The sequence below is a fragment of the Streptomyces sp. NPDC090445 genome, assembly GCF_044769385.1.
Taxonomy (GTDB): Bacteria; Actinomycetota; Actinomycetes; order Streptomycetales; family Streptomycetaceae; genus Streptomyces.
Genome location: NZ_JBIVXV010000023.1, coordinates 96,531 through 116,982, shown reverse-complemented (window position 1 = coordinate 116,982; position 20,452 = coordinate 96,531). Strand labels below are relative to the sequence as shown.

10 protein-coding genes and 1 pseudogene are annotated in these 20,452 nt (G+C 73.5%); 8 read left to right on the top strand and 3 right to left on the bottom strand.

Going from position 1 to position 20,452, the window contains the following annotated elements; all coding sequences use genetic code 11:
- Nucleotides 1-174: 174 nt before the first annotated feature.
- The 4 genes and pseudogenes from ACIQUT_RS31155 to ACIQUT_RS31140 form a co-directional block, all read left to right on the top strand.
- Nucleotides 175-594: pseudogene (locus tag ACIQUT_RS31155) on the top strand (SDR family NAD(P)-dependent oxidoreductase); the annotation flags it as partial.
- A gap of 450 nt (nt 595-1,044) precedes the next feature.
- Nucleotides 1,045-2,004: a MerR family transcriptional regulator gene (locus tag ACIQUT_RS31150; protein WP_403567769.1), complete on the top strand. Its 960-nt coding sequence runs from the start codon at nt 1,045-1,047 to the stop codon at nt 2,002-2,004.
- 217 nt (nt 2,005-2,221) lie between these two features.
- Nucleotides 2,222-2,629 carry a YciI family protein gene (locus tag ACIQUT_RS31145; protein ID WP_403567767.1) on the top strand — a complete coding sequence of 136 codons (408 nt, stop codon included), beginning with the start codon at nt 2,222-2,224 and terminating at the stop codon, nt 2,627-2,629.
- 8 nt (nt 2,630-2,637) lie between these two features.
- The gene (locus tag ACIQUT_RS31140) at nt 2,638-3,783 is read left to right on the top strand and encodes an RNA polymerase sigma factor (protein ID WP_403567781.1); all 1,146 of its coding nucleotides are present in this window, start codon (nt 2,638-2,640) and stop codon (nt 3,781-3,783) included.
- A gap of 94 nt (nt 3,784-3,877) precedes the next feature.
- Here the strand turns inward: ACIQUT_RS31140 and ACIQUT_RS31135 are convergent, their stop codons facing one another.
- Together ACIQUT_RS31135 and ACIQUT_RS31130 are read right to left on the bottom strand one after the other, a co-directional pair.
- Nucleotides 3,878-4,711: a hypothetical protein gene (locus ACIQUT_RS31135; protein ID WP_403567765.1), complete on the bottom strand. Its 834-nt coding sequence runs from the start codon at nt 4,709-4,711 to the stop codon at nt 3,878-3,880.
- Between the two features lie 129 nt (nt 4,712-4,840).
- On the bottom strand, nt 4,841-7,669 hold the full coding sequence (locus ACIQUT_RS31130; RefSeq protein WP_403567763.1) for a hypothetical protein: 2,829 nt from the start codon (nt 7,667-7,669) through the stop codon (nt 4,841-4,843).
- 168 nt (nt 7,670-7,837) lie between these two features.
- Here ACIQUT_RS31130 and ACIQUT_RS31125 point away from each other — a divergent pair, with 168 nt between their 5' ends.
- Complete coding sequence (locus ACIQUT_RS31125) at nt 7,838-9,061, top strand: M20 family metallopeptidase (RefSeq protein WP_403567761.1); 1,224 nt, start codon at nt 7,838-7,840, stop codon at nt 9,059-9,061.
- A gap of 142 nt (nt 9,062-9,203) precedes the next feature.
- Nucleotides 9,204-11,024, top strand: coding sequence for a protein kinase (locus ACIQUT_RS31120; protein ID WP_403567759.1), 1,821 nt, complete (start codon nt 9,204-9,206; stop codon nt 11,022-11,024).
- Between the two features lie 55 nt (nt 11,025-11,079).
- Here ACIQUT_RS31120 and ACIQUT_RS31115 read toward each other — a convergent pair whose 3' ends face one another.
- The gene (locus ACIQUT_RS31115; protein ID WP_403567757.1) at nt 11,080-14,862 is read right to left on the bottom strand and encodes a hypothetical protein; all 3,783 of its coding nucleotides are present in this window, start codon (nt 14,860-14,862) and stop codon (nt 11,080-11,082) included.
- Between the two features lie 148 nt (nt 14,863-15,010).
- Here ACIQUT_RS31115 and ACIQUT_RS31110 point away from each other — a divergent pair, with 148 nt between their 5' ends.
- Nucleotides 15,011-15,478 carry an RICIN domain-containing protein gene (locus tag ACIQUT_RS31110; protein WP_403567755.1) on the top strand — a complete coding sequence of 156 codons (468 nt, stop codon included), beginning with the start codon at nt 15,011-15,013 and terminating at the stop codon, nt 15,476-15,478.
- Between the two features lie 153 nt (nt 15,479-15,631).
- Entirely contained in the window at nt 15,632-20,344 is a 4,713-nt protein-coding gene (locus tag ACIQUT_RS31105) for a HEAT repeat domain-containing protein (RefSeq protein WP_403567753.1), read from the top strand.
- Nucleotides 20,345-20,452: the final 108 nt, after the last annotated feature.

Sequence of the window (20,452 nt, the reverse complement as noted above, 5' to 3'; positions counted from 1 at the left end):
GCCGAGTTCCTCGGCCATCCGGCGGATCACCGGCTTCGGCTCGGCAGCCCGGTACATCTGGACCGCCCGGTCACGCAACTCCAGCGGGTACTTCCTCGGTGCAGGCATCGTCTGGGCTCCTCTCATGAGACCCATCTGACCCTCTGTCACCCATCCCCGCATCTCGGGGGAACCTCACTGAACCTGGAGGCGCCCTACCTGTTGGGCCGGCGGTTCGGGCCCGGCATGGCCGAGCGGGGCTTCGGGCGGATCATCCACATCACCTCCCAGCAGGCACACCGGGCGTTCGTCCAGAGCGGAGCCTACGGAGTGTCCAAGGGGGCGCTGGAGTCCCTGGCCCGCTCCCAGGCCGAGGCGTGGTCGCCCCACGGCGTCACCTGCAACACGCTGGTGCCCGGCTTCGTCATGACCCCGCTCAATGCGCGGCTGTCGTCCGACCCGGAGAAGGTGGCGGCGCTGGCCGCGCGCACGATGGTCGGGCGCAATGGCGTGGCCGACGACTTCGCCGGAGCGGCGGTGTTCCTCGCCAGCCGCGCCTCCGGCTACATCACCGGTCAGGCGATCTTCGTTGACGGCGGGTTCTCCGTTCACTGAACTCGACACCATGTGAAGCGGCACCCTGCCCCCGTACTGCCCGTTCTCGCAGTCGGACGCGACCGCCCCGCAAGCGTCGGGCAGCGGATCGGGCCCGGCGGGACCCGGCAGACGGACCAGGCCACACCGGCCAGGCCGCGCAGGCCACACCGCACAGGCCACACCGCACAGGCCAGGAAGCGGCTCCGCCGGACGATCGGCTGTCGGGCCGGTGAGTGGCTCGTGCACAAGCGGACCTGCGGGGGCGGACCGTACGGGGCTGAGGTGAGGCACGACGACTCGCTGCGAAGCCTCGGGGTGAAGCGCGCGCAGCCTCCGGAGGTAGGCCGGGTTCTGGATGTGGCGGCCGGTCCCGGTCCGGGCTTTCGGTGACGTGCCCGGGGCGGTGTCCGGATCGACCGTCCAGGGCGGCTTGACTCTCCAGTGGCTGGAGAACGCAGAGTGGATGTCATGAACGGCACCACGCCCCCGCACTCGATCGGCAGTCTGTCGGCCCGTACCGGCATCCCCGTACGGACGATCCGGTTCTACTCGGACACCGGACTGCTGCCCCCGACCCACCGGACCGCGGCAGGACACCGCCGCTTCGACGACGCGGCCCTTCAACGGCTGCGGACCATCGGGGTGCTGCGGGAGTTGGACGTCGATCTCACCACCACCCGCCGTGTGCTCGACGGCGACCTCCTGCTCGCCGAGGTCGCCGCCGCACACGCCGACGCCGCCGAACTGCAGATTCGTGCACTTCGTATGCGCCTGAAGGTCCTACGGCTCATCGCGCGACGCGGCGCCACTCCCGAGGAGACCACTCGCATGCACCGCCTCACCCAGCTCGCCTCGGACGAACGACGCCGCTTGGTGGCCGACTTCCTCCACGGCCTCGACGCCGACGCCCCCGCCGCGAGGAATGCGGCCGCCGCGCTGCGTACCGCCGTTCCCGACCTTCCCGACGACCCTTCCGACGCGCAGCTCGCCGCGTGGATGGAGATCGCCGAGCTCATCGCCGACGATGACTTCCGTGCCCGTCTGGCCCACGCCGCGCTGCCGCCCGCCGACGAGGACGCCGTCCCCGGTGCCGCTCCGCACACGGCGGCGGACCTCGTACACCAGGCCAGGCAGGCCGTCACCGCCGCGATGGCCGCCGGCACCGCCCCGGAAAGCGACGGGGCCGTGCCCTTGGTCGAGGCCATCGTGGCACGTTTTGCCGCCGCGCTCGGCCGCCCGGCCGGCCCCGAGCTGCGGGAATGGATGGCCCGGCAGTTCGAGGTGGGCCACGACCCGCTCGTGGCCCGGTACTGGCGCCTGGTCTGGACGGTCAACGACTGGCACGTCGTCCCCGGGCACCTCCCCTTCCAGCCCTGGCTGATCAAGGCCCTCCGCACGCCCCGGCCCGGCTGCACCATCGCCGACTGACACACCCCCGTCCGCCGGATTCGGTTGTCCGGTCGGTGTCGATCGGCAAGGCTCTCGCCCTGCTGCCGCGGTGTGGAACCGGACATCGCGAGACGGGGGCACCTAGGCTCATCCACGGGGTCCCGAAAGGACGGGCTGCGATGTCGAGAACCTGTGACCGGCTCCGTCCCCGCAATGAACGCGACCACAACGGGTCGCACCGGCGAGGAGAACCACGATGGCCAAGTACTTGCTGCTCAAGCACTACCGCGGCGCCCCGGCTTCGGTCAACGACGTGCCGATGGACCGGTGGACGCCGGAGGAGATCTCGGCTCACCTGCAGTACATGCACGACTTCGCGGCCCGGCTCGAAAAGACCGGCGAGTTCGTCGACGGTCAGGCGCTCGCACCCGAGGGACAGTGGGTCCGGTACGACGGGGAGGGGCGCCCGCCGGTCACCGACGGCCCGTTCGCCGAGACCAAGGACCTCATCGCCGGCTGGATGGTGATCGACGTCGACACCTACGAGCGCGCCGTCGAGCTGGCCGGCGAGCTGTCGGCCGCCCCCGGGGCGGGCGGGAAGCCGATCCACGAGTGGCTGGAGGTCCGCCCCTTCCTGGCCGCACCGCCCACCATCACCGAGTGACCTCGCCCTTGAACGAGGCCCTGCTGAGGAGCCTCACACCGAGCGTGCTCGGCATCCTCGTCCGCCGCGGAGCAGATTTCGCGGCGGCCGAGGACGCCGTACAGGACGCGCTGGTCGAGGCGGTCCGCGTCTGGCCGGACGAGCCGCCGCGCGACCCGAAGGGCTGGCTGGTCACCGTGGCCTGGCGACGGTTCCTCGACGCGACCCGCGCGGACACCGCGCGCCGCCGGCGTGAGGACCTCGTCGATGCGGAGCCGGCCGCCGGTCCCGCGTCCTCGGCCGACGACACGCTCCGGCTCTACTTCCTGTGCGCCCACCCCTCACTGACACCGTCGTCGGCGGTCGCGCTCACGCTGCGCGCCGTCGGCGGGCTGACCACCCGCCAGATCGCCCAGGCCTACCTGGTGCCCGAGGCGACCATGGCGCAGCGCATCAGCCGGGCCAAGCGCACCGTCTCCGGCGTGCGGTTCGACCGGCCCGGTGACGTGGCCACCGTGCTGCGCGTCCTCTACCTGGTCTTCAACGAGGGCTACTCCGGCGACGTCGACCTCGCCGCCGAGGCGATCCGGCTCACCCGGCAGCTCGCGGCCGTGATCGACCACCCCGAGGTGGCGGGGCTGCTCGCCCTGATGCTGCTCCACCACGCCCGGCGCGCCGCGCGGACCGCACCCGACGGCAGCCTCGTACCGCTCGCCGAGCAGGACCGCGGCCGGTGGGACACCGGACTGATCGCCGAGGGTGTCGGGATCCTGCAGGCTGCCCTCGTGCGCGACCGGCTGGGCGAGTTCCAGGCCCAGGCCGCCATCGCGGCACTCCACGCGGACGCGCCCACCGCAGAGGAGACCGATTGGGTGCAGATCGTCGAGTGGTACGACGAGCTCACGCGCCTCACCGACAGCCCGGTCGTCCGGCTCAACCGCGCGGTCGCCGTCGGCGAGGCCGACGGTCCGCATGCCGGCCTGGCGGCGCTCGCGGAGCTGGACGCATCGCTGCCCCGCCACACCGCGGTGGCGGCCTATCTCCACGAGCGCGACGGCGACCCGGCGACGGCGGCACGGCTGTACGCCGAAGCCGCCCGAAAGGCGGCCAACCTCGCCGAGCGCGACCACCTGACACGCCAGGCCGCCCGGCTCAACGCCCGCCGAAGTCGCTGACGGGCCCGCGCTCGGATGGTCCCGCGGCCACCGGGCGCGCCCCTGTGCAGCTGCACGGCGCGTTGCCGACAGCCGCGGGCCCGCGGCGGTCGGGTCAGCGGCCGAGCGCGCCGCGGAGGGTGATCCCGTACCGGCTGCGCAGGCGCCGTACCTCCCAGACCGAGAGCGCGGTCACCGAGAGGGGGCCGCCGAGGAGGAACGTGTACAGCACCTCCGGGGGCGCGGCAACGTCGGGACCGTTGAAGACCTGGAAGGCGAAGAGCGACCACACCAGCAGCGGCGAGAGCAGTGCCGGGAGCAGCTGGTGGACGTCGGAGGCGCGGAAGCAGGTGGCGACGCAGATGTAGGCCACGAGGATCGTGAACGGGATCGAGGCGATCAGCAGGACGATGGAGAGCAGCCAGCCGATCGCGAGGACCAGGAAGCTGAGCACGGAGCAGAGGATGCCGCGGCCGACGATCGAGGAGAAGAAGCCCATCAGGTCCGCTCCGCTGACGAGTTCGCCCTTGAGGGTCGTGAGGGACAGCCAGGTCACGGCAGGGCCGAGGGCGAGCGCCAGCATGGACACGACCGGCCCCAGCAGGCGCCGTGCGAAGGCGCGGCGCCTGTCCGGGGTTCCCGCGATGAGGAAGGCGGCGATGCCGATGATGCTTCCTGCCAGCAGGATGGCGCAGGCGAGGGCGAGTTCGACGAGTTTGCCGAGGACGAACTCCTCCCGCCCCGAACTCAGCGGATAGGCCACGATGAGCCACACGGCGGCGACCATGCCGAGGAGCGTCCGCCCGATCTGCATGCTTCCGATGAGTCTGTCGTCCGGACGTTCGTCCAGTCCGGGGGCGTGGTCGCCCATGCAGGTGTGGAAGAACTCGTTGACCGTGGCGAACGGTCCTGCCTCGTCGCCGCCCACCTGCGGTCTGGCCGTGCTCACTCGCTGCTCCCCCGGTCCTGCGTGTACTCCGCGCGGGTGTGTACTCCGCCGCGAACGTCGAACACCTTAGCGGATCTTGGGCGGGCGACCGACCCGGGGAAGCCGGGGGACCCAGGGGACCCGGGGGGTTCACTGCGGCGAGGACAGCTCCCCGTCGATCTCCTCGGCCGTGCGCAGGCGTACGGCCCGTCCGAACAGGTCCCGGACGTCGAGGTGTTCCGGGTAGGGGTAGCGGACGTGCCAGTGCGTGACGACGTGTTCCAGCAGGTCGAAGCGGTCCGCGTGGGCGATCGTCGACGCGGCCAGCAGGCTCTGCCGGACGTCGAGCAGGGTGAACGGGGGGTCCTGGTAGTTGGACTTGCGTACGGTCATCAGGGCCTGCATGGCCAGTACGGGCTCGGGAGACGTGTAGAAGTACGGGTTGCGGGTCCACTTCGGCAGCTCCGCGCCGCAGTCCGGGTTCCAGTCGGCGTAGTCCGCGCGGAGCTCGGGGAGTACCCGCACGGGCCCCTTTCCGGGGCCGAAGGGGCGTCCCGCGAGCACGGCGCCCGTGTGGGCGGCGTCCTGGCTGCTCTGCCGTACGAACTCCTCGTGTACGAGGCGGGCGTTGAGCCAGGGGTCGTCCTGGGCGAGCAGTTCCGGGGTCAGGACCTCGTCGCGCAGGTCGGCGTAGGGCGATCTGAACGGCGGGTCGGAGGGCAGCCTCACCCGGGCAGAGTCCAGCAGTGCGTCCCAGACCGGGCGGCCGCCGTGCCGGACCAGGGAACGCAGGGTGTCGGTGTCACGGGTGGTCCGGGCGAGGAGGATGCGGGCCGGCACGTCGAGACGGCTCACGACGGCGTCGGCGATCCCGGCGGGGGCGAGCCGGAGGAGGGCGGCCGGCGCCCCTCGGAGGGCGGTGTCCGGGCCCGGCCCGACGGGCGGTTCCGCCCGTGCGGTGTCGAGCAGTTCGGGGAGGGTCCCGTCGAAAGCGGCGGCGAGCAGTCGTACGGCGTGCGCCCAGGGCCCGGGGGTCGTGCCCAGCCGGTCGCGTACGGGTTCGGCCGCCTCCTCGCGCCCCGGGCCGACGAGGAGGTCGGCCGCGGGCACCGTGTCGAGCTGCGTACCGCCCTCGGCGAGCCGGGCGGCGGTGCGCAGCAGTTGCGGCAGGGAGCCCGAGAAGTACGGCGTGAGGCGGCGCAGCGCGAGCCAGAGCCGCGCCTCGGCCGTCGGCGTGTCGATTCCCGCCTCCCGGAGGAACTCCGCGACGGCGCCGCCGACCGTGTCCCGGGGGACGACATGGAGCAGGCTGTGGACGGGGCGCGCGTACCGCAGGACGTCCTCGGGGGTGGCGGCCGGCTCCCAGCCGGGCTGGGGGCGGGCGGCGCCCAGAGCGGTCTGGGCCTGGTTCCAGGGGTGCCCCGGGCCGAGGTTGCACCGGGTCAGCACGGCGACGGCGGTCTCCCGGTCGGCGTACAGCCGGAGCAGGTCGAGGCCGTTCAGGTCGGGGTGGGTGAGGGCGGCCACGACGTCCGGCGGGCAGTCGGCGCGGGCCAGCAGGACCCCGTACCGTTCGCGGGCCCGGCTGCGGTGGTGGCGTACGTCGGGGTCGGCGAGACGCCTGCGGACGAGGTCCCAGTCCACCCGGTACCAGCGGTCGCCGGTGATGGCCCGGCTCGCGGCGGCCAGCTCGGCCTGGGTGTACGGCGCGAGCCGGGACGGCCGCAGACCGTCCGGCAGACGGAGGCCCCACACGCGCAGGGCCTCGTCCAGGTGGTCGTCGCTCTGCTCCCGGTACGCCGACGCGGCGTCGTACAGCGGCCTTGCGGAGTGCTCGGCCAGCGCCGCGCCGAGGGCTTCGCGTACGCGCCGGTCGGTGGTGCCGTCGGCGCCGCCGGTCTCGCCCAGGAGCGCGGCCAGTTCGCCGGAGCGGCCCGATCCCCACAGCCGTATCGCGGCGACCACCTGCTGGTACGGGGTGAGCAGTTGCTCGCGGCTGTGGAACGAGACGCGCAGTGCGTGGGCCGCGAGGCCCGGTTCGCGGGAGTCGTAGCAGAGCCTCAGCAGGTCCGGCTCCCAGCCGTGGGACGGCGGGCCGTGTGCGATGACGGCGTGGACGGCCGGGGTGCGCGGCAGCGGGTCGGCGGAGTCCGGCCCGAAGGGGCGGCCCTCCAGGAGGGCGAGCCGGACGGAGGGGGGCAGCCTGTATCCCCGGTCCGGCTGCCCGCTGTTGAGGCCGATGAGCAGCCACTCGTTGACCTGGGGGTCGTCCCGCGTCAGGAAGGCGCGCTCGAACTCGGCCTCCCGGGAGCCGCTGCGGTACTGCCGCCCGTACGAGCCTCCGAGCAGCCGCTGCCATACCGCCCGGTCGCCGGTGTCGATCAGCGCCTGCAGGAGCGGCCCGGCCGTGCTGCCGGAGGCGAGCTCCAGCCGGGCGCCCGGGGCCAGTCGGCGGAGCAGGCGCTGCGGCAGGTCGCCCGGCGCCATGCGGATCAGCCACGCCACCTCGTTCCTCGGGCTGACGGGGGTATCCGGGTCGGCGCCGGCCGGGTCGTGGCGTGCGGCGGCGTCGAGCAGGGCCGGAAGATCGCCGGTGAAACCGTCCGCGAGCAGCTCGAACGCGCTCTGCCAGGCCTGCTCGTCACCGCCCAGCCGGGCCCGGATCCGCCGCTCCACCTCCGGCAGCGGCGCGGTTGTGGCGCCGGCGCGCCGGAAGTCCCCGGCGGGGACGGCACGCCACTGCGCTTCGGCCTCCCCTGCCTCGCCGGCCTGCCCTGCCTCGCCGGCCGCGCCGCCCTCGCCGTGTTCGGCCGCCCAGTCGCGCAGGCCCTGCGGCAGTGCGTACCGCCTCTGCCGCAGGATGCCCGCCCGCTCCTGCGGCGTGAGGGCCTCGGCGACCCTGGCTGCGGCGCCCGGCCCGGCATGGGCGAACAGGCAGAGGAACGCCTCGTCGAGCGTTTCGGGTTCTGGTGTGCTCACATCACCCCACGCTACCCGCGGAGCCTGAGTGTTGATCAAGAGGGGCCGGTCGGACCGGCGGCCGCGCGCGGCGTACGGCCGCCGCTCCACCGGCGTGGCGGCCGGCGATGCGTGGGATACATGGCAGTCGCCGTACGACTCACGACCCGCTCTCGTCGAGGAGATGCCATGCGTGTCGCTCCTGTGGCCGGCGCCCTCGAAGGGCTGCTGGCGGAGGCGCAGGCCGCCCTGCCCGGCATGGTGGCCCTGCGCCGGAGCATCCACCGCTTCCCCGAACTGGGCCGGCACCTGCCCCGTACGCAGCAGGCCGTCCTGGAGGCACTGGGCGGCCTGGGGCTGGACCTGGCCACCGGCGCGCACCTGAGTTCCGTCACCGCCACCCTCGAAGGCGCCCGGCCCGGCCCGGCGGTCCTGCTGCGGGCCGACATGGACGCGCTGCCCCTGGACGAGCAGACTGGTCTGGACTTCGCCTCCCGGCTGCCCGGCGCCATGCACGCCTGCGGACACGACACCCACACCGCCATGCTCGTCGGGGCCGCCCGGCTGCTCGCGGCCCGCCGCCCACGGCTGGCCGGGTCCGTCGTCTTCATGTTCCAGCCTGCGGAGGAATCCGGCGGCGGTGCCCTGCACATGATCGACGAGGGAGTGCTGGAGACGGCCGACGGCACAGGAGTGGCGGCCGCGTTCGCCCTGCACATCACCTCGCGCTTCGACAGCGGCACCGTCCACCTGCGGCCGGGCCCCGCTTTCGCCGCCTCCGACGGGATTCGCGTGACCGTGCGCGGCCGCGGCGGACACGCCTCGGCACCGCACCGGGCCCTCGATCCCGTCCCCGTCGCCTGCGAGATCGTCCAGGCCCTCCAGTCCATGGTCACGCGGACCGTCGACGTCTTCGATCCGGCCGTGCTCACCATCGCCTCGATCCACGCCGGTACGACGTCCAACGTCATCCCCGAGACCGCCGAGATCCGCGGCACCTTCCGTACCCTCTCCCCGACCGCACGGCAGCTGGTACGTGACGGCATCACGCGTGTCGCCCACCATGTCGCCACCGCCCACGGAATGCACGCCGACGTCGGCCTGACCGAGGGCTACCCGCCCGTCGTCAACGACCCCCTCGCCACCGCGGCCCTCCGCGACACCGCGACCGCGCTCCTCGGTCCCGGCCGGGTCCACGACCTGGCCGCGCCGTTCATGGGCGCCGAGGACTTCTCGTACGTCCTGCAGCGGGTGCCGGGCGCGATGGCCATCCTCGGTGCCCGCCCGCCCGGCATCGAGCCCTCGGAAGCCCCCGACCTCCACTCCGACCGCGTCGTCTTCGACGAGGACGCCCTCGCCACCGGAGCCGCCCTCCACGCGGCCGCCGCCCTGCAGGCCGCCCATCCCCGGTGAGGGCCCGGAGGGTGGCGCCCTTTGCCGGGTGCCGGTCGATCCCCTCTGCCTGACGCGGGCATCTGCCGACTGCCCCAAGTACCCTGTTCCCGGCTGCACTTGAACGGATCATGGGCCTGGCCGGCGTTGCGGGGGAAGACGCATGTGGGGACGGGGCACGGTCCTGGGGGACCGGTACACGCTGACCGAGCGGATCGGCGGCGGCGGAATGGGCGAGGTGTGGCGCGCCGATGACGCCGTGCTGCGGCGGCAGGTCGCCGTCAAGGTCCTGCTTCCGGCGCTGCTCGACGATCCGGCGTTCGCGGCGCGGTTCCGGCGGGAGGCCACGGTCCTGGCCTCGCTCAGCCACCCCGGCATCGTGAACGTGCACGACTACGGGGAGAGCCCGATCGACTCGGGTGAGCGGATCGCCTTCATCGTCATGGAGCTGATCGAGGGACGGCCCCTCAACGAGGTCCGCACCCGGTCCGGCCCCCTGTCCCCCGAGCAGGCGCTCGACATCGCCGCACAGGCCCTGGACGCGCTGCACGTGGCACATCTGCAGGGTGTCACGCACCGCGACATCAAGCCGTCGAACCTGATGCTGGGGAGCGGCGGCCGGGTGACCGTCACCGATTTCGGCATCGCCCGTTCCAGCGCGGCCAGTACCGCCATCACCGACTCCCACGCGGTGCTCGGCACGGCCCTCTACATGGCTCCGGAGCAGGCCGAGGGCCTCGGCGCGGTCGCGTCCTCCGACCTCTATTCCCTGGGTGTGGTCGTCTACGAACTGCTGACCGGGGAGCCGCCGTTCACCGGCGGGTCGGTGGTCGAGATCGCGCTCAAGCACGTCCGGGAGCCGGCGCCCGCCCTGCCGGACGCACTGCCCGGGCCGGTGCGCGCGTTCGTTGCCCGAGCGCTGGCCAAACAGCCCGAGGAGCGGTACGCCGACGCTTCCGTGATGGCTGCGGCGGCGCGCCGGGCGGCGGCCGGGCGGCCGCTCGGTGAGCTCGACGCGCCGGCGGGTCCGGTCGTGGCCCGGCCGGCCGAGGAGCCCGCGGCGGGCGGCGTCGGCAGGAAGAAGTGGTGGCGGCTGGGTCTGCCCGCCGGGGTGGCCGTACCGGTCGTCGTACCGATCGCCGTCTCGGTGACGGTGACGGCGACGGTGGCCGTCACCGTCTTCCAGATCGCTCCGTGGGCCCGGGGTGCCGACGCGCGGGACCGCGCGGGCGGGCAGCCGTCCACCTCGGTGTCCGCGCCGTCCGCTGCCGGCAGCGCGGGCGGGGGTCCAGGGGCTTCCGCTTCCCCGGGGCCCTCGCAAAGCGCCGTACCCGGGGCTGTCCCGGGACAGGATCCTGCTGCTGCGGCGCAGGGCGGCGCCCCGGGCGGGGCCGCTCCGGGCGGGGCCGGTGTCGGCGGCGGTACACAGCCGGGCGGTGCGCAGCCGGGCGGGCCGGGCGGTGGATCGCCCGGCGGGGGCGGCGGCAGCCCTTCCGGCGGTGGTCAGCAGCCGACCAGTGGCTCCGGCCCCGGCCCCGGCGGAGCCGGGGGTGCGGGCGGCGGATCCGGGCCGGCTCCGGGGTGCGGCGGAGGGGTCTGGGGCGCCATCACCAACGTCGGGGACGGCCTCAAGGTCGGACTGGACTCCAGCAGCACCGACACGGGCACCAAGGTGGTCATGGGCGGGACCACGGCCCTGGGCTGGGTGTACGAGCGCAGCAACTACGAGTCCTTCCGGGCCTGCTCCCCCGGTGGCGCCCACCTGGCCCGGGCCCTGACGCAGTTCGGCGACACCGTACGCGTCGAACTGAACGGCGGGGGAGGCGGATGGTGGAACCTGGAACGGATCCCGGGGAACGGCGCCTACTCCATCAAGGACATCGCCTTCCAGGGGGGGTGCCTGACCGACAACGGCGCCGGCAGGCAGCTGACGGTGGTCCCCTGCGTTGCAGGGAACAAGGCCCAGCAGTGGCGGATCCCCTGAGCCGGGCTCGTCGGGCACCGGTCGGGCCGTCGGATGGATCGGGAGACGACGGATGTCATGGCGCCGGGCAGGGTGGGTTGAAGTCGACCGCCGGGAAGTACTGTGCCCATTGGGCTCCGGTGATCCGGGGGTGGGCGCTGTCGCAGATGCGGGCGGCGACCCTGTCCAGGCCGGTGTCCCACAGCCTGATCGTGAAGTCGTTGCCGCCGGTGGCCAGGGTTTCGCCGTCCGGGCCGAACGCCACGGCCGGTACGGGGTTCGAGTGGCCGGTGAGGACGGCGGGGGCGGCCGCAGCACCGCTCACGTCCCATAGCAGGGCCATGCCGTCCGCGGCGCCGGCTGCCAGTCGGCGGCCCTCCGCGTCGAAGGCCAGCGTGTAGAGCCAGGAGCCGGACGCCGGAAGCCGCGCCGCCTTCGCCGGTCGGCGGATGTCGCTGACGTCGATCAGCCAGACCGTCTTGTCCGCTCGGTGGAAGGCGGCCAGTCTCCGGTTGTCGGGGCTGAACACGCCGGCGGTCAGAGGGTCGGATCGGAACGGGGACGGCAGTTCCCGGGGGCTGCGCGGATCGCCGATGTCCCAGAGCCGCAGCGAACCGGACTCGCCGCTGCTCGTCACCAGCGTGCGGCCGTCCGGCCGGAACGAGGCCGTCGTGACGTCCGGCCCGTCCTCGGCGATCCGGCTCAGTGGCCGGGGATGGCCGGGATCGGTCAGGTCCCACAGGCCGGCCGTGCCCAGTGCCCAGACGGCCAGCAGGCGGCCGCCCGGGCCGAAGCGGACGCCGCCGACTTCGCCGGCGCCGGGGGTGAGGACCGATGCCAGCCGCGGCCTGCGGGGATCGGTCACGTCCCAGACACGGACGGTGGTGTCCTCACTGGCGGTGACGAGGGTGCGCCCGTCCGGGCTGAACGCCACGGACCGGACGAACTTGGTGTGCCCGTGCAGGACCGACAGCGGCCACAGGGCCCGGCCTCCGGTGACCTGCCACAGGCGTGCGGTGCCGTCCCAGCTGGCGCTGGCGAGCAGCCGGCCGCCGGGGCCGAACGCCAGGGACGTGACCACGTCGTCGTGGGTCGCGAGCGAAAGATCCCGCAGGTCCAGGAGCCGGTCGGAGTTGGCGAGCATGCGGCCGTCGGGGCTGAACGCGGCTTGGTAGAACCCGCCCTGGACCGTGCTGATCCGCTTCGGGTTCGCCCGGGCGGCGACGTCCCAGAACTGGGTGGACCCGCCTACCGAGACGAGCGTGCGGCCGTCCGGGCTGAATGCCACCGACCAGACGATCGCGGGATGGCCGGGCAGCACGGCCGGCGGCTGCGTACGCGGGCTGCTGCCGATGTCCCAGACCCGTGCGGCGCGGTCCCAGCCCCCGGTCGCCACGCTCCGGCCGTCAGGGCTGAAAGCGGCCGAGGTCACCGTGTCGGTGTGACCGCGCAGGACGTCGCGGAGGAGCGGATGCGCGGGGTCGACGACATCCCACAGTCTGGCGGTGGTGTCGCCCGTGGTCGCCAGCGTGCGGCCGTCCGGGCTGAACGTCACCGAGGTGACCGTGCCGGTGTGGCCCGGCACGGCGGCCAGCAGTCGCGGGCGGCGGGGATCGCTCACGCTCCACAGCCGCGCCGTGCCGTCGGTGTGGCCGGTGGCGAGGACGCCGCCGGGCCGGTACGCCACCCACGTCGGCGCGGCGGACGGCTGCTCGGGCAGCGTGCTCAGCTCGGCGGGCGCACGCCGGTTCGCCACGTCCCACAGCCGCACCGCGCGTTCGCTCGCCGTGGCCAGGACACGGCCGCCGTCGCCGAACGCCACCGCCCTCAGCTGCTCCGGCTGGTGCAGCACGGCCAGCTGTACGGGATGGCGGGCGTCCCCGATGTCCCAGAGCCGGACCGTGCGGTCCCAGCTCGCGGTGGCCAGGACCGTGCTCTTCGGGGCGATGGAGATCGAGACCACGTCGGAGGTGTGGCCGGGGAGCCGGCTCGTGTACGGCGCGGCGAACGCGCTCATGAGCTGGTCGCGTACGTCGCCGGCGGCTGCCAGCCGGTACGCGGCCAGGTTCAGCTGCGCAGCGAGGGAGGGGTTCTGCTGCCGCACCGCGGCCGCGTCCGCAGCGGCCTTCCGCGCGATGGCCACGTTGCGCTGCCGGATGGCCGAGTCGCGCGAGTCGGCGGCCAGCCCGCCCGCGGTCGCCGCGATGACCACCAGCACGGTGAGCAGCGTGACCAGCTGCCGCAGGCGGACCGCCCGCCGCCTGACCGCGGCCGTCTCGCCGGCCTGTGCTTCCCGGCTCTCGTCGAGGAAGCGCCGTTCCCTAAAGGTCAGCCGGCTGCCGTCCGCGGCGGCCAGGTCCAGCGCCGCGGCCAGGCGGGCACCCCGGTACAACGCGTGCGGGTCGCGGCCCTGCACCTCCCAGGCGGCGGTCGCCTCGGTGAGCTGCCGGTGCAACAGCAGCCGGTCCCGGTCCTCGGTCAGCCAGCCGCGCAGCCTCGGCCAGCACCGGATGATCGCCTCGTGGGTGATCTCGACACAGCCCTGGTCCAGCGTCACCAGCCGTTGCCGGGCGAGGGATTCGAGGACGAAGGCGGTGTCGGGGTTCGGGTCCAGCTCGTCCCTGGTGATGCGGCGCCTGGTGTCCTCGGTACCGTCGCCCAGCGCGGTCAGCCGGAGGAACAGCGATCTGGCGAGGTCCTGCTGCGCCGGCGACAGCGCCCGGTAGGCGGTCTCGGCGGTCTGTGCGAGGGCGTGCTGGATACCGCCGGCCGCCAGGTACCCGTCCAGGGTCAGGCGGCTGCCGCTGCGGCGGCGCCAGGTCTCCGCCATCGCGTGCGAGACCAGTGGCAGCGCGCCCGGCTGACCGGTCGCGTCCGCGACCACTGCCGCCAGCAGCGGGCCGGTCACCGTGCAGTCGGCGAGCACGGCCGGGCGGGTGATGGCCTCGCGCAGCTCCTGGCTGCTCATCGGGCCGACCGCGATCTGCGCGTCGCGCATCGCCTCGACCAGCCCGGGGTCCTGGACGCAGTGGCCGTAGAAATCGGCGCGTACGCCGAGTACCACCCGGGTCCGGCTGGTCGGCGCCGTGGCGGCGGCGATCAGCAGGGTGAGGAACGCATCTCGTTCGTCCCGGTCCCGGCAGAGGGTGAAGACCTCCTCGAACTGGTCGGCCACGATCAACGCGTCCATGTCCGGTGCGCGGTCGATCATGGCCTGCCGGATCCGCAGGTGCAGCGCCACGGGATCGTCCAGCAGCTCGGTCATCAGCGCGCCGGGACTCTCCCCCGTCACCGCGGCCAGGTGGATCGCGCACTCCTCCACGGGATGCGGGCCCGGCGTGAACAGCATCACCGGCCACCCCGATGCCCGCGCGCGGGCGACGAGCCCCGCCCGCAGCAACGAGGACTTACCCGATCCGGACGGCCCGAACACCGCCAGGAAGCGGCGGTCACGCACCTTCGCGAGCAGCTCGCCGGTCAGCCGCTCGCGCCCGAAGAACCGGTCGGCGTCCTCGGGCTGGAATGCCGACAGCCCCGCGTACGGTGTGCCCTGCCGGCCGGTTTCCCCGGGATCGCCACCTTCTGCGCTCGCCGCGATCTCGGCGGCGACCGCATGCCATCGGGCTTCCCATGCGCGGCGGTCGCCCCGGCACGCCTCGACGTACGCGAGGGTGACGGCAAGGCTCGGGAACGTGTTGCCGCCCGCGGCGTCCGACAGTGTCGTGGACGAATAGTGTGCCGTTTTGGCCAGTGCCCTATAGGGCGGCCGTCCCGCCGCCTCGCGCAGCTTCCGAAGGTCGGCCGCGAACCGTGTCAGCGAACCGGTGTCCGGGTCGAGCGGGCGTTCGGGACGTGGCATGGCCTTCCTCTCTGCGCCTTTCCGCAGCCGTGCTGGGTGGTGTTTGTCCAGCTTTTGATGTCCGGAATCCCCGTTCCGGCGCCGGACAACAACCGGGAGCTAGACATGGGCCTGCGCAACCGCGCAAGGGCAACACGAAGGAGAAATCATGAGGTCTGTGCGACGACTGATGCTGCTGGCGGCGGTCACCGGGCTTCTGGCCGGCGGTATCTTGACGGGCGCGCCCGCGTTCGCCGCCGCACCGCTGCTCAAGTCCAACCTCAACGGAAAGTGCGCCGACATCTTCATGTGGCATCAGGACAACGGCGCCACCACCGTGACATGGGACTGCACCGGCGACACCAACCAGCAGTGGTACTGGGACGGTGAGCAGATCCGCTCCAGCATGAACGGCAAGTGCCTGGAGATCTACGGTCCCCATCTCGGCGACCAGGGCTCGGTGGCCACGTGGGACTGCAACGGCGGTCGCCACCAGAAGTGGTACCGGAACGGCAGCGAGATCCGCAACCGGGTGAACGGAAAGTGCCTCGACATCCTGTTCGGCCGGCCGGAGAACGGCCAGCTCCTGGTGAGCTGGAGCTGCAACGGCGCGCTGAGCCAGAGCTGGAACTTCTGAACGCCGGCCCCGGCCCGGCACCTCGCGTGCCGGACCGGGGCCCGGTCCGGCGCGACCGTGGTGGCGATGCGCGCGCGTTCCACCGCAACCGGCGCGAACCAGGCGGGCGGATCTCGTTCGCGGGGCCGGGAACGCCCCGGTTAGCATCCGATGATGACGACCACGGCAGACGAGCCCTTCCACGACGCGATGCGTCGAGCCGACGTCGGCTGGTTGTCCGACCGTCTCGACGCGCAGCCCTGCCCGCCGGCCGTCTTCGCAGATCTCGTCCGGCACGAGGATCCCCGCCTGCGGTACCTGGGGTTGGTCCTGCTGGCCGAGCGCGTCACATCGGGCCGGTCGGGCGACGACCTCGAGATGGCCGAGCTCGCGGGACTGCTGCCCGTGTCGTTGGAGGGGCCGCCGGAGGAGGCGCTCGTCCTGGCCCGGCTCCATGAACGGCTCGGGCCGTACCGGCAGGGGCTCCCCCGGCCGTCGTGGCGTACAGCCGGGCTGCCGGCACGGGTGCGGATCGCCTGGCTGCGCGCCGAGCTCCTGAACGAGCCGGCAGTGATCCGGAAGGAGTCTGCCGGCGAACTGCTGTACCAGGCCGTGCGGGACGTGACCGTCACCGACGCGCACCGGCCTGTGGAACTCGTCGACGCGCTGGTGGAAAGCGGTGACCCGGTGCTGCAGGCCGCGGCGCTGCGACTGGCCCGGCAGGGACTGCACGCCGGTCTGCTGGCTCCCGCGCTGGTCCGCAAGCTTGCGATCAGCCTGCTCGGTGCCCGCAGCACAGACGTCGTCGCCGCCGCACTGGGCGAACTCGCCGAACCGTGGGCGGCGTTGGATCCCCTTCCGCAGGGACGCCTTTCGCCCTTCCTCGCTGCCGATTCGGTGATCGCACGGCCCGAGCCGGCTGCTGCCGCACTCGCGGCTGCGGCCCGCCACGGGCACTGCGGACTGCTGCGGCAGGTCATCGACGACCCGGACCTGCCGCCGGGTCTTCGTCGGCACGGGATGAAACTGCTCGGCGACCTGGCGGACCGCAGGGACATCGGCGCATTGACAGCCGTCGCCGCACGGGACCCGCTGCTGTTCGGCGGGCCGGCGGTGACGTGCCTGCGCGGACTCCACCGGCGCGGGCACTTCCCGGACGGCCCGCATGCCCCGACCGTCATCGGCCTGGCGCTGGCCGATCACTCGATTCCGGCCCACGAGGTCGCGACGATCCTGTTCACCTGCCGGCAGGTGATGTTCCGCGTACTGGTGGATGCGGCCGCCGACGATCCGAGCTGGCCGCGGCGGCTCGCGCTGCTGGTCGCCCTCGCCGGACAGGGGGCAGGGGAGCTTCCGATCGGGGAGGCGATCACACGCGTTCTTCCCTCGGCTCCCGTGCCGGGGCCGTTTCTCGACGCCATCCGTGCGTTGCGCCATGCGCATGCCGAGGACGCCGTGATCGCTGTCCTGCCGTCGGCGCCCGGAGCGGCCCTGGACGCGCTGGAGGCCATCGGCGGGACCCGGACGGTGACAGCGTTGCGGGAAGGGCTGGGCCTCGCCACGGAGGAGAGCACGGGCGTCATCGCGCCCCCTCTCCGTGCGGTACGCAACAAGGCCCTTGAGGTGCTGTGGCATCTGACCGGTGATCCGTCACAGCGGCGCGCCCTCCTCACCCGTCTCGATCCCGCCGACCTGCCGGCTCGCATCGCGGCGGATCTCGGCGGCCCGGACGAGCAGGAACTGGCGTTTCTGAGCTCCCACCTGGACCCGGACGATCCGGTGGCGGCGCTGTGCACACTGGCCGCCCACGGCGGCGCGGGCACCCTGCCGGCCATCGCGGACCTCCTCCTGCGCGTCGTGGCCGAACTGGCGGCGTCCCGGGAGCCGGGCCGAGCCGCTCCACGACCCGACAGCCGCCCGTCGGCCGGGGAGCCCGTGGTACCCCAGGAGGTCCTGGACGCCGTACACGGCCTGGGCCGCCGTCTCCGCGAGCGGGGGCGGATCAGGCCGTCCTGCCTCCTCGGCTCGGCGACTGCACGAGAGGCCGGACACGCACTCGTCGCGACCATGGCACTGGATCTGCTGGAGCGGCCCGGACTGTCGAGCGGCGAGCAGGCGATCCTGCTCGAACTCCTGCTCCGATCCCCCTACGCAGGCACCCGTGCGCGGGTGCACCGCCTGCTGCGGCACCGCGACCGGCACGTGCGCAAGCACGTGATCGCACTGCTCGCCCGCGACGCCACGGGTGACGATGCGCAGGCACTGTCGGCGACCTTGATCGCGCTGACCTCCGCCCGGGACATCCAGACCGTCCGGCAGGCGCTGATCGCGCTCGGTCACGCGCGGGCCCGCTGGGCCTCCACCACGATCGCCGCATGCCTCGGCCATCCGAACATGAACGTCAAGAAGGCCGCCGCCAAGGCCCTGGTCCGCGCAGGCACGCCCAAGGCGGTACCGGCACTGCTCTCCTGGCTCGGGCGTCACGACAACCCGGGTCTGCGCGGCACACTCATCGAGGCGCTGCGCGCCGTCCTCGGCGACGCCTACCCGGCGACCGTTCTCGCCGCAGCCGAGCACAGCGAAGACGGCCGCGCCCGCGAACTGCTGCTGGAGGGCCTCGACGGCACTCTGCCGGCGCGCTCGGTCCTCGCACTTGACGACCAGGGATCACGGATCGCACCGGCCCTGCTCGCCTTGGTGGCGACCGGCCGGGTCGGCCTCGCGTCCGGGACGTTCGAGGACCTTTCGACGGCCATGGCCCGGCACGGGATCACCCCGCCCGCGGCGCCGCCGTCGGCGGTGGACATCGGAACGGACCTCGACGCCCGGTCGCTGACGGCGGAGGGCTGGAATCCGTCGGTCGCGCTGCGTCTCGCCCAGCGGAACGAACTGCCGCATCCCGCCCGGCTGCGCGCGCTGCGGCCCCTGCTGTCGGACTGGCTTCGCCTGGCCGGCTCCGAACCCGCTTTCCGGGGCCGCGTACTGCGGCTCACGCTCCGGCTCTGCCCTGCACCGTGGACGACCGGGGAACTGACGGAGTTCGCCCGGTTCACCAGGGTCCTGCTCGACGGGCTCGCCGAGGCCTCGGCCGGAGACCGGCACGGCCTCATCGCGGTACTCGAAGCGGTCGCGCCGACGCTGTCGGCGGTCGAGAAGCAGGCTGTCGCCCGCACGGTACGCGCCCTCCCCGCCCCGCCCGCGGAAAGGCTGCCCGCGGGAAGGCTGCCCGCGGGAAGCCCGTCCACGCTGACGCTGCTGCGCAGCCTCGGCGCGGTGCTGGTCAGCGCCGACCTCGACCAGGCACTCGCCTCGGCCCGGCTGGGCCCGGATCCGCGGCAGGCCGAGACGGCTGTGCTGCGGGACGTGTTGGCCGCCCCGCAAGCCCCTGCGGCCACCGCGCCGGCCGAGGGCGGGGCGTGGCGAGCCGCGCTGGATGCCGCCGTGCGCACACCTCGCACCCTGGAGGAATTCCGCCGCCTCGGCCGACAGCACGACGACGTACCCGGCTCCCGGGACCGCCTGACCGCCCTGATCGATGTCTACGCCTCTGCCGGCCCCGAGGTCCGCTCCGCCCTCATCGACTGGATGACGGACATCCAGCCCCTCGACGCACCGCCCTGGACCATCACCGAGACCACCCGCGCGCCCGCGCCGCGACCGCGGACCGTGCGCATCGACGACCTCGACCAGCCCCGTTCGACCGCGCTGCGGGAACGCCTGCTGGCCATGCTGCGGGCACCCGCTCCGGACCGCCGGCACACTGCGGCCCTGGCGCTCTCGGAGTGGCCCGAGCCCGAGGCCGGGCTCCCCGTCCTCCGGGCGTTCCTGCAGGGCCGCATCGACATACCGGTCGGTGCCGACCTGGCCCGCACGCTCGGCGCCATCGGCGAGGCCGAACTCCGCGCAGACGGCATCCTGCACGACAGAGTGGCTCTCGTAGCGAGTCGGCTCGACCCGCGGCACCTCGAACCGCTGGTCCCGCTGCTGCTGGAATGGTGGGAGCACGACCCGCCGGCCGGCAGGTCCGCAGCCGGGCGGGCGCTGCGCCGGGTCCCCGCCGACGTACTGGCGGAACACCTCGGCGACCGCCTCCACGCCGGCGCCTGGGGGTTCCTCGACCTGCTCTGCGGGCGTCCCCTGCTGCGCACCCCGGCGCTGACGCAGCTCTGTCGGCGGCTGCGCGCCGAAGGGCACGACGACCTCGCCGACGGGCTTGTCCTCGTCGCCGGTCCCCTGCGCCGCCCGGACGCCGTACCGCAGGACACCGCTGTGCCCGCATCGCTCCGTGACCACGGCCCGGCCGGGTCCGCGGGAGTGTCGCCACCCTCGCCCCCGTCCCGGCACGAGCTGCTGGACCTGGCCCGCACCGGCGACCAGGTGCACATACGCCGGGCACTCACGCGACTGGCCGAGGGACACAGTGGCCCGGACCCGGACCAGGACCCCGGCCTGCGGGACCTGATCGGCGAATTGCTGCGTCACCCCAAGCCCAAGGTCCGCCTGCACGCCCACCGGACCTCGCGGGCCATGCTGGACCGGCAGACCTACCTGCACCACACGGCGATCCTGCTGGACGACCGGCGGCCGGAGCTGGTGCGCACGGCGATCCGGACCCTCTGCCATGCGACCTGGGTACCCGCGATCCCTGCCGTGACCCGGCTGCTGGAGCACTCCCATCCCGTCGTCCGCAAGGCTGCGGCCGAGGGGCTCATCGCCATGGGCACGCCTGCGGTCCCCGCTCTCAGGCATGCCGCCGGCCGCGTCCGCCCCGACAAACGCTCCCTCTACGCAGAGGTGCTCGACAGGATCACGACCGCCGAAGGAGCAATGCCCGGAACCTGCGGACCGGCCGGGGAGAACGTACCGTCCCCGGTGACCGATCGATAGGTCACCGGCAAGGCCGACGCGGGCGGCCCGCCGACCGGCCCGTCCGCACTCACCGCGGCCAACACCGACGGCGCGAGATGAACCAGTTGCCGGCGGCGACGATGGTCT